Raw genomic sequence first — 9,620 nt, 5'->3', positions numbered from 1 at the left:
GTGCTCTTCCGATCTGGTTGCGCCCGTTGACAAAGATCGGCACATCTGGCAAAAGTTCATTCGCTGCGTTAAATAAATAGGATTGAATATTGGGGAAATTTTCGATGAGAATGTTCAACAAACCACGCAGAGTCGTGTCGCCTTTCAATTCGGCGACATCGAAAATTTCCTGTCCCACTATAGTCCGCATGTTGGCGTAAAAACGGATCTGCATTTTCCTCTCCAAACGGGAGTATACCAAAAGCAGAATGAATTTGTCGTTCGTCTTGACTAGTTTGCTTTAGAAATTATGTAAGAGACTCTTCGCTACGCTTGCACTGAACAAACGCAGTGCGATGCAGTGTCGCTCAGAGTAACACGGCAAACATTATGGGCACTGAATAATTCCTTGCGCCCAGAGGCAGCCGCCGCAGACGGGCGAGTCGGTGTTGCCCAAGCAATCTTCTTCGTTGGTTTCGGAGAGGTCACAACCGCCGCAGAAGGTACATGGCGCAAAAACAAAGTTATGCAAACGCTCTCGATACCTCACGTAAGCAGGGTCAAGCCATAACCCTTCGATAGTTTTTTCCCTAACGTTACCGATCACATGTTTCTTTGAGAGCTTTGGCTTGCCATGCAGGTAACTTGTGTGCGTGTGCATCAACGGCCAGCAGGGACTGACATCCCCCGTCCACGCAATAGACATGGTACCGCTTTCGACGAAGTTGCACACATCGTTCGCTCCACCCCAGTTATTGCCTGCAAAGCTGATGTTACACCCGCTATTAAAAACTTCGGTCAACGCTGCCTGGGTGTCCTCGTTGAAATCCATTTTGGGGAGGCTGAGTTTTGGCAAAACAGGTGAAGGTAAATAAGCAATATTACGCATGGTTCGCGTGTAAAGGCGATCTTCCTGCATTTCAGCGGTGGCAGGCTGCACATTGCTCACGGAATAATATTTTGCACCGAAGGTATGTCCCATCTTGATGATCTTGGGCAGGTCATTGATGTTGCGCTTCATGGCAACAAAGGCGACGCCGATTTCAGGTTTGGGGAAATGTCCGCCGCCGCGCATTTTGAAGAGACGCCGCAGGTTTTCGAGAATGCGAGGAAGTTCTGCTCCCAGGCGTACATCTGCATATCCTTCGGGAGTGGCCCCATCAAGCGAAACCCAAAGGATATCGAGTCCTGCGTCAATCAGTTCACGGCATTTTTTCTCGGTGAGGATGGTTCCATTGGTAATGAGTTCCACTTTCGCGCCAAGTTCTTTAACGCGCCGAATCCATTCGATGGTTTTGACATGAAAGAGAGGTTCGCCAATGCCGCCGAAGTACACGCTGGGGATCGAGTCCATTTGCTTGAGGCCGCTCAGAATGTTTTCAAATGTCTCCTCGGTCATGCGCCCAATGGGTTGTTCCCATGCGTTGCGAAAACAAGTGATGCAGTCAAGGTTGCAATCAACGGTTGGCTCAATATAGACTTTGGTGAGGTGCGTCACCGGGCGGTGCATACGGACAAAGTTATAGCCTTCGTCGAGGCGAACCTTTGAGCCAGGATTCAGCCCGTATTGCCGAGCAACTTCGGGCGGAAGAATGAGGCGTCCCTGTTCATCCACTTCTGCCCAGGCGGTTGTGGATTTCGTCGATAAGACAGTCATGTTTTCTCCTTGCAAATAAAACAATGCTTATCCATCATATCCGTTTTCGTGGAATTTTCACGTGACGAAAGTTACATTTCCTCAGTGACCGGGCAATGGTATTCAAATGATTTGAAAATAATGAAGGTGATATAATTTTGCCATTCCATTTCAGGAGCATTCCCTTGGCTGATCCTCGTGTTTCAAAATTCGCAAACGTGCTGGTGCAGCACTCCGCGCGCGTGGCACCCGGTGACCGCATATTGCTCGAAGGCACAACTGCAGCAGAACCATTACTGCGTGAATTGTATATTCAGATCCTGGAAAAAGGCGGGCATCCGCATTTGATGGTGGCCCTGCCCGGCATGATGCCGTTCAGCCAGGATGAAATGTATCTGACTTACGCAAAAGATACGCAGCTCGATTTTGTGCCGACCTTTTACAAACTGGCATATGACCAGTTCGAAGGACGCATTCGCATTCACTCGGCGACCAACACAAAAGGCACTTCAAATATCGACCCTGCAAAAACTCAAAGGCGCAACAAGGCCACTTCGGTCATTACCGAGGCACAAATGCAGCGCGGTGGAGAGGGAGCATTCAAATGGGTAACCACCCTCTACCCTACCGAAGCCTATGCCCAGGACGCAAGCATGAGCCTGAAGGAATATGAAGATTTTGTCTTCGGCGCTGTGCACGCGAATGAAGAAGACCCAATTGCGTTTTGGAATAGTGTGGAAGAAAAACAGCGATCTGCTGTGGAATTTATGAAAGGCAAAAATCAAGTCATCCTGCGCGGCCCCAATGTGGATCTGACGCTCTCGGTAAAGGGGCGCACATTCATGAATTCCTTTGGCACATTCAATATGCCTGATGGTGAAATTTATACCGGCCCTGTGGAAGATTCGGTTAATGGCTGGGTGAAGTTCACTTATCCTGCAAATTATGGCGGCACAAGTGTGGAAGGCGCAGAGTTGACCTTCTCCAATGGAAAAGTGACAACTGCCAAAGCCGAAAAGAATCAGGATTTTCTGCTCAAGACTTTGGATAGCGACGCGGGTTCGCGCTATCTCGGTGAGTTCGCTATCGGAACGAATTTCGACATTAAGCAGTTTACGGGTAATATCCTATTCGATGAAAAGATCGGCGGCTCCTTCCACATGGCGCTCGGCGCAGGCTACCCCGAAACTGGTTCAAAGAATAAGAGTTCCATACACTGGGACATGATCTGCGACATGCGCAATGATGCAGAAATCCTTGTGGACGGTGTGTTGTTCTATAAGAATGGTCAGTTTGTGTTTGAAAATAGGTTATAAGGTTAGCAGATTTAAAAGTTTGAAGGTTGAGGATGTTCCTCAACCTTCTTTTTTTACCCTAGCCCTCTACCCTATCGGGCACACGTCCCAAAATGGGAGAGGGAATTATTCATCCCCAAATGAAATTCCAATATTGCGAGCTGTGATCACTGCATCGCCATTTATGTTTACCCTTTTGAGTGTGGCTGTCGCTTCTTCGAGAGGGAGGTCTGTGATCTCGCCGCAGTTCAAGGCCACCATGCGGTCAAATCCGCTGCGGGCAGCCAGGCGGACAGCGGCTGCGCCATAGCGAGTTGCGAGCCAGCGGTCAAAGGCGGTGGGAGTGCCGCCTCGCTGCAGATGCCCCAACACGGTCACGCGTGATTCGAAACCCTGTCCCTCGATGTATTCTGCAACCACTTGTCCGATCCCGCCTAAACGCGGCACATATATTTCATTCCCTTTGCGGGAAAATATCTGCGCACCACCCTCGGGCTTTGCTCCCTCAGACACGGCCAGAATACTGAAGTGGCGTCCCTTTTCTGCGCGGGCATGGATCTTCGCCATTACACTTTCAAACTTAAATGGAATTTCTGGAATCAAGATCACATCCGCACCGCCAGAAATGCCTGCATGAAGAGCAATAAAGCCTGCATCACGTCCCATCAATTCAAGCACCATGGCGCGGTGATGTGACTCGGCGGTGGAATGCAAACGGTCTAATGCTTCAGTGGCGATGTTTAGCGCAGTATCAAAACCAAAGGTGACTTCTGTGCCGCCAATATCATTATCAATTGTTTTGGGCAGGCCGATGACGGGCACACCTTTTTGAGCAAGTTCATGCGCGATGTGCAACGTGCCATCGCCACCCAAAACCAGCAAGGCGTCCATTTTCAATTTCTTGATGCCCTTCACAATTTCATCCGAAACATCAATGGTCTCTTCCCTGCCGTCACGGATCATCTTGCGGGCATAGGGGTTTCCGCGATTGGCCGCGCCGAGAATTGTCCCTCCGCGCGGTAATATCCCACGCACCTCATCCATGCCAAGCGGAATAATGCCGTCTTTTTCAAGAAATCCATCATATCCATTCCTGATTCCAAAGACTTCACACCCATATTCATTGATCGCAGTCTTCACCGCCGCGCGGATGACGGCATTCAACCCTGGTGCATCACCACCACCTGTAAGAATTCCGATTCTTTTCATCGTGCTACTCCTTTGTCGTCGGGTATGCTTATGATAACTCATTCACATAATCGATATATTAAACCTTTTCTTGCAATCCGCGCTCATCCCCCATATAATGTGACCGATGAATACAACTCAGACAACAATATTTCAATCCTTTACCAAATGGTTCGTGCCCATTGCGGCGATCATCGCTTTTGGCGCATGGATGTACATCTCACCCGAAGGCGCGCTTGGCAAACTGGATGCCATCGGCTACGCAGTTTGTCACCGCATCGATGCCCGCTCCTTTCAAATTGGTGACCGCCAACTGCCGCTCTGCGCGCGCTGTACAGGTGAATTCTACGCCGCAGGTATGGCATTAATCCTTCAGGTTTTCATGAGCGGAAAGCGAAGCAAACTTCCTTCACGCGGGATCATCGCAGTTCTTGTTCTCTTCTTTCTGGCCTTTGGCATTGACGGAAGCAATTCCTATTTGTATTTACTCAAACAAACCGCAGATGGCACACTTGACCAGATACCAAACCTTTACATACCCAATAACACCCTGCGACTCTTTACAGGCAGCGGCATGGGCATTGCACTTGCGGCGGTGCTATATCCCATTGTCAATCAAACGCTCTGGCGTGAAATAGATGACCGTCCCGCATTGGAATGGAAATCATTTGGCATTCTGATCGCACTGGTTATTATCTTAAATTTACTTGTCCTCACAGACAGCCCAATCGTTCTATATCCCATCGCATACATCAGCGCTCTGGGTACACTAGCCCTGCTCGTAATAGTCTTTGCCATTTTGTGGATCATCATCATGAAACAGGACAACACCTTCGATCATCCACGTCAACTTTGGCTGCCATTCGCCTCAGGCCTGACCTTAGCCCTGCTCCTCATCCTCAGCATTGACCTACTCCGTTTACAATTTACAGGCACATGGAGCGGCTTCCCTGGGTTATCAGGATAAATCGTAATAGACCTGACATGTCTCCGAGAATCCCTGATTTTCCGCAGCTTTTTTTCCACGCAAGGATTTGTGATTAACGTGGCCCATTTAAGACATGTCAGGTCTGCTATATAAATAAGGAGAAAAAAATGGAATTACTACTTAGCATATTCTCTGCATTCGGGCTCTCCGCCAGCGCGGGGTTGAACGCTTATATACCACTGCTTGTGGTAGGTGTCATCGCGCATTACTTTCCAGGTACACTCAACCTCAACCAACCCTTTGACCTGCTCGCCAATCCCTGGATTCTGATCCTGCTTGGCATACTCGTCATCATTGAGATGGTCGCGGATAAAGTCCCCGCCGTGAATCATGCCAACGATCTCATCCAAACGGTTGTCCGCCCGGTAGCGGGAGCCATCGCCTTCGCCGCCAGCGCCAACGTCATCACCGATGTCAATCCTTTGCTGGCACTAGCTTGTGGATTGCTTATCGCGGGTAGCGTGCATACGGTGAAAGCAGCGGCGCTCCGCCCGGCTGTTACGGCCACTACGGCGGGCGCGGGCAACGTCCCTGTTTCAATAGCAGAAGATATTTTGGCATTTATCGCATCTGTACTGGCGATCATGATCCCGATCATTATGGGAACTGTTCTGGTCATATCGTTGGCTTTGCTCCTTTGGTGGTGGTGGAGCAGAAAAGAAAAAGCCGAGACCGCCGATGTAATTAATAACCCAGTGGAGAAAAAATGACAGAAGAAATAAACACCCCATCTGAACCACCGAAAAAGAAAAACACCGTTCTATATATTGTGGTCGGTGCGGTTGTACTATTTTGTCTATGCTGCGCCTTCGTATTAGTGGGTCAGTACATTCTGGAGAACTCAGATTTTTCACTCGTTAACATCCTCCGCTTGATTTCATAGTTTGCAGAATAAAGAAACGTGTCGCCCTCCCGAAGGACACACCGTACTTGCGTTCGGTGCAAGTGTCGGAGCACACCGTCCTGCGTTCAGTGCAGGGAGTGTGGCCCTCAGCATGACACGGCGGGAGTATGGTAGCAACTTTAGTTATTTACGAGACAAGCGATATAATGCACATATGCCCTTGTGCAACATTCATAAAAAGGAGAAGAAATTATGTCTGAAATGCCTGTAACCCCCGGCGAGGAACCGAAAAAGAGCAATCAAGGACTCATCATCGGTGTTGTTGTTGTCGTATTGCTCTGCTGCTGTTGTGTCGGCGCAATTGGCGGCTGGTACCTGTGGAACAATGGTGACGCCCTGCTCAGCCTTGCCCAGCAAATGATTTAATTCTAATCAAGACAAAAAATCCTCCGTTTCAAAACGGAGGATTTTTTGTTTTCAACAACTCCTGCAATTCATGTAAACCGTCGTATATTTTTTTCTGCAGTTCCTCATCCAGTTTCAAATCTGCCAGTTCATCTTCGTCTAAAACTGTCTGCCTGCCATCCACATTCACCCACAGATCCAAAGCCAGGTCAACGTAGGATACAACCTCATCTTCAATTTCGGCTGGCATCGTGATATTGCAATACCAGCCCTTCAAGTTGCCATCATCGCGATCGTAAATTTCGAAAACGTTATACCATTTGTTCTTATAAAACGTTTCAACGAATCGGTCATTCCGTTTCAAAACAACATCCATAAAAGGCAAATCATCGCGGTTGAACAATGCTTCAATCGTCACAGAGTTTTCATCGCGATGCAATACATGGCCTTCATACTGCCACATCACCTCACCCACCAGATTTTTCTTCAAAACTTTCATGCGAGACATTCTACCCTAACCCGCACCTTGATAATCTGACCGACCTTTGGCGACTCTTTCATGTGGAAGACTAACTCGCCCTTCGATACGGCTCCGCCACTCAGGGCAGCGCTTCCTGCTTTAATCTCAAACTGGTCCCGCTTAAAAAGTACATCCTCCACTTTGAGCTTTATCTCATCCATCCCCTCATCTGACTGTTTCAGCAACAAGGGGATGGTATCTCCTATTTTGTGCTTGTGTTTACAAATTAAAGTAAACACGCCATATTCTGTTTTTACTTTATTTGCTGATACAACTTCGCCTTCGATGACATTGCCCACACCCAACATCCGCGCAGCCCATTCTGAATTTGGATTCTTCCAAACATCATCTGGTTTGCCATCGCGGATAATTTCTCCATCATGCAGCAGTAGGATACGATCTGCAATGGCAAAAGCCTCCTCCTGGTCATGAGTGACATAGATCGCGGGAATCTTTGTCCGATGCAGGATGTCTCGTAATTCATTCAACAGGTCATCCTTCAAAGCCTTGTCCAATGCACCGAGAGGTTCATCGAACATCAACAAGCGCGGGTTAGGTGCCAGTGCACGGGCCAGCGCCACACGCTGCTGTTCTCCGCCAGAAAGCTCAGTTACTTTCCTTTTTTCAAAGCCTGTCAAGTTGACTTGATCCAACAAAACGGCCACGCGCAGTTGAATTTCATTCGTTGGGATGTTGCGCATCTTCAAACCGAAGGCAATGTTGTTAAAAATATTCAGGTGAGGAAAAAGCCCATAGTCTTGAAAGACCAAGCCAAAGTCGCGGAGGTGAGGCGGTGTATGGGCCAGGTCAATGCCATTGAACAGGATTTGTCCGCTTTCAGGAGATTCCAATCCAGCGATCATCCGCAAGAGTGTGGATTTACCGCTGCCCGATGCGCCAAGCAGACAAATAGTTTCGTCTTTTGCAACGGTGAATGAAATGCCACGCAGGAGGGGTTTGTTTTCGTATGATTTGAAAATGTCTCGAAGTTCGAGCATTAGAATTCTCCCGTATCGGACAGGCGCAATTTTTCGATGATCAAAATACTGATCGTAGTGATAAGCATCAGCAGGGTTGCCATCGCCATGGCCTGACCATAATTGAGTCCGCCAGGCTGTGAAAGAAAGCGCTGAATGGCAATTGGAATAGTTGGGTATTCGGGGCGAGTCAGCAGAAGGGTCGCGCCGAATTCACCCAGCGAAACGGTAAAAGCAAAAGTTGCGGCGCTGAGTGTGGCGCGTGAAAGAATTGGTAAATCAACTGTTTCCCAAACGCGAAAAGGCGAAGCGCCCAGAGTGGAAGCGGCTTGACGCAGCCGTTCAGGGATGGAGGCAAGCGCAGGCTGAAGCGTGCGGATCACAAATGGCAATGCAACAAGTGTATGCGCGATGGGAACAAAGAAGGGTGAAGCGAGGGCACGTCCAAAAGAAAGAATGAGGCCAAGCCCAAGCATCACCGCAGATGCACCGAGCGGAAGCATAATGAATGGGTCAAGAAATTTTTCGAGGCGGGTTGGTTTGGCAAGCGCATATGCGGCAGGGTAACCAAGCATGAGCGAAAGAAGAACTGTCACAGATGCGTACCCGAGTGAGTTGAAGGCGGCTTGCACAGGCGGGACGTAAAACAGGGAGCCGCGACGATTGATAAAAAGTTCTTCGTAATAATCAGTCGTAAAACCATATTGAACATCTGCACGCTGGCCGCGGTCTGCTTCGAGGCGGGTGAATGAGCGGATGGGAAGAGATGCTAATGGAAGAAAGAAGAAAGAGGAAAGAAAGAGAAAGAGTGTTGCGACAAAAAATTTTTCTTTGATGGATTTTGGAGGGCGCGAGGTGGAAAAGCGCGGGGCGGTCTGGGTGGTAACCTGATTAATGATGCGCGTGTAAAGAATGGAAAAGATCATTGTAAAAATGAGTTGAACCACGGAAAGCATGGCTGCAAGAGGTAGGTTGGGGAGTTTGAGGACGCGCAGATAAATTTCAATTTCAAGCGTGGAAAAGTTCGAGCCGCCGAGCAGGAGGATTACGCCAAAACTGGTAAAGTCAAAAAGGAAAACGAGCAAGGCAGCGGCCAGCAATGATGGACGCAGGAGGGGCAGGGTAATGTGCCTCCACACACGGAGTGAATCCGCGCCGAGGGAACGGGCAGACTGCTCCAGTTTGGGGTCGAGGCGGGAGAGGGCGTTGCCAACGATGCGGATGACGATGGTGGTATTGTAGAAAACGTGGGCTAACAAGATAAGTAAAAAGAAAAAAGTTTTGGAAGTAGCGAACTCAGGAGAAAGGTGAAAGAGGAAAGAGAGCCAGCCGCGATTGCCAAATAGCGCGTTAAAGCTTGAGGCAACGACAACTGTGGGGAGCATGAAAGGGACAGCAGTAAGGGCGCGGAGCAATGGTTTTCCACGAAAGTTGAAGCGGGAAAATAATATTGCTGATGGAAGACCGAGGATAAAAGTCAGGAGAGTAGAGAGAGTTGCTTGATAAAAAGTAAAGCGTAATGCGTGATATGTGATCTGTAAGTTGTTTGGGTCGGTAATTGTGGACAGGTCAAAAGTGAGGGCAAGGATTTTACTGAGAGGAAGGAAGAAAAATACGGTCAGGAAAAGAATAGGGGCGAGCCAGAGAAGTGGGCGCGAATAGACAGACAGACGGGCACGAATACCTGTAATATTTTTCCTCATATAAATGTACTGAGAGTTCACGTTTTATTTTTTCACCGCAGAGACGCCGAGTACACGGAGAAGACCTTTTCTTAACTCTGCGCTC

At 48.7% G+C, this 9,620-nt stretch carries 10 protein-coding genes; 4 read left to right on the top strand and 6 right to left on the bottom strand.

From position 1 onward, the window contains the following. Both AC14M5_RS15025 and AC14M5_RS15020 read right to left on the bottom strand, forming a co-directional pair. A partial coding sequence (locus AC14M5_RS15025) for a ubiquitin family protein (RefSeq protein WP_484030498.1) occupies positions 1–214 on the bottom strand: 214 nt, incomplete at its 3' end. A gap of 153 nt (positions 215–367) precedes the next feature. Next, on the bottom strand, positions 368–1,636 hold the full coding sequence (locus AC14M5_RS15020; protein ID WP_484030497.1) for a radical SAM protein: 1,269 nt from the start codon (positions 1,634–1,636) through the stop codon (positions 368–370). Positions 1,637–1,800: 164 nt separating this feature from the next. Here AC14M5_RS15020 and AC14M5_RS15015 point away from each other — a divergent pair, with 164 nt between their 5' ends. Further along, entirely contained in the window at positions 1,801–2,931 is a 1,131-nt protein-coding gene (locus AC14M5_RS15015) for an aminopeptidase (protein ID WP_484030496.1), read from the top strand. A gap of 105 nt (positions 2,932–3,036) precedes the next feature. Here the strand turns inward: AC14M5_RS15015 and AC14M5_RS15010 are convergent, their stop codons facing one another. Then, positions 3,037–4,119 carry a 6-phosphofructokinase gene (locus tag AC14M5_RS15010; protein WP_484030495.1) on the bottom strand — a complete coding sequence of 361 codons (1,083 nt, stop codon included), beginning with the start codon at positions 4,117–4,119 and terminating at the stop codon, positions 3,037–3,039. A 106-nt stretch (positions 4,120–4,225) separates the two neighbouring features. Here AC14M5_RS15010 and AC14M5_RS15005 point away from each other — a divergent pair, with 106 nt between their 5' ends. The 3 genes from AC14M5_RS15005 (at position 4,226) to AC14M5_RS14995 (ending at position 6,356) form a co-directional block, all read left to right on the top strand. Continuing rightward, a complete protein-coding gene (locus tag AC14M5_RS15005; protein ID WP_484030494.1) occupies positions 4,226–5,065 on the top strand; it encodes a DUF2085 domain-containing protein in 840 nt (279 codons plus the stop codon). A 128-nt stretch (positions 5,066–5,193) separates the two neighbouring features. Beyond that, positions 5,194–5,796 carry a DUF4126 domain-containing protein gene (locus tag AC14M5_RS15000; RefSeq protein WP_484030493.1) on the top strand — a complete coding sequence of 201 codons (603 nt, stop codon included), beginning with the start codon at positions 5,194–5,196 and terminating at the stop codon, positions 5,794–5,796. Between the two features lie 386 nt (positions 5,797–6,182). Further along, positions 6,183–6,356: a hypothetical protein gene (locus tag AC14M5_RS14995; protein ID WP_484030492.1), complete on the top strand. Its 174-nt coding sequence runs from the start codon at positions 6,183–6,185 to the stop codon at positions 6,354–6,356. A 28-nt stretch (positions 6,357–6,384) separates the two neighbouring features. Here the strand turns inward: AC14M5_RS14995 and AC14M5_RS14990 are convergent, their stop codons facing one another. The 3 genes from AC14M5_RS14990 to AC14M5_RS14980 are packed head-to-tail and all read right to left on the bottom strand — an operon-like array spanning position 6,385 to position 9,535. Next, complete coding sequence (locus AC14M5_RS14990) at positions 6,385–6,843, bottom strand: ribonuclease FAU-1 family protein (protein ID WP_484030491.1); 459 nt, start codon at positions 6,841–6,843, stop codon at positions 6,385–6,387. Beyond that, complete coding sequence (locus tag AC14M5_RS14985) at positions 6,831–7,853, bottom strand: ABC transporter ATP-binding protein (RefSeq protein ID WP_484030490.1); 1,023 nt, start codon at positions 7,851–7,853, stop codon at positions 6,831–6,833. The genes AC14M5_RS14990 and AC14M5_RS14985 overlap by 13 nt, the downstream gene beginning before the upstream one ends. Next, positions 7,853–9,535 carry an ABC transporter permease gene (locus AC14M5_RS14980; protein ID WP_484030489.1) on the bottom strand — a complete coding sequence of 561 codons (1,683 nt, stop codon included), beginning with the start codon at positions 9,533–9,535 and terminating at the stop codon, positions 7,853–7,855. Before AC14M5_RS14980 ends, AC14M5_RS14985 begins: the two co-directional genes overlap by 1 nt. Between the last annotated feature and the right edge of the window lie 85 nt (positions 9,536–9,620).

The organism is Candidatus Villigracilis sp., assembly GCF_057083605.1.
The sequence above is the reverse complement of the archived record's forward strand: the minus strand, read 5'-3'. Positions and strand labels throughout refer to the sequence as shown.

Coding starts and splice junctions, on each gene's coding strand:
- AC14M5_RS14995 (WP_484030492.1), top strand. CDS start 6,183: ATGTCTGAAATGCCTGTAACCCCCGGCGAGGAACCGAAAAAGAGCAAT.
- AC14M5_RS15005 (WP_484030494.1), top strand. CDS start 4,226: ATGAATACAACTCAGACAACAATATTTCAATCCTTTACCAAATGGTTC.
- AC14M5_RS15020 (WP_484030497.1), bottom strand. CDS start 1,636: ATGACTGTCTTATCGACGAAATCCACAACCGCCTGGGCAGAAGTGGAT.
- AC14M5_RS14990 (WP_484030491.1), bottom strand. CDS start 6,843: ATGTCTCGCATGAAAGTTTTGAAGAAAAATCTGGTGGGTGAGGTGATG.
- AC14M5_RS14985 (WP_484030490.1), bottom strand. CDS start 7,853: ATGCTCGAACTTCGAGACATTTTCAAATCATACGAAAACAAACCCCTC.
- AC14M5_RS15000 (WP_484030493.1), top strand. CDS start 5,194: ATGGAATTACTACTTAGCATATTCTCTGCATTCGGGCTCTCCGCCAGC.
- AC14M5_RS15010 (WP_484030495.1), bottom strand. CDS start 4,119: ATGAAAAGAATCGGAATTCTTACAGGTGGTGGTGATGCACCAGGGTTG.
- AC14M5_RS14980 (WP_484030489.1), bottom strand. CDS start 9,535: ATGAGGAAAAATATTACAGGTATTCGTGCCCGTCTGTCTGTCTATTCG.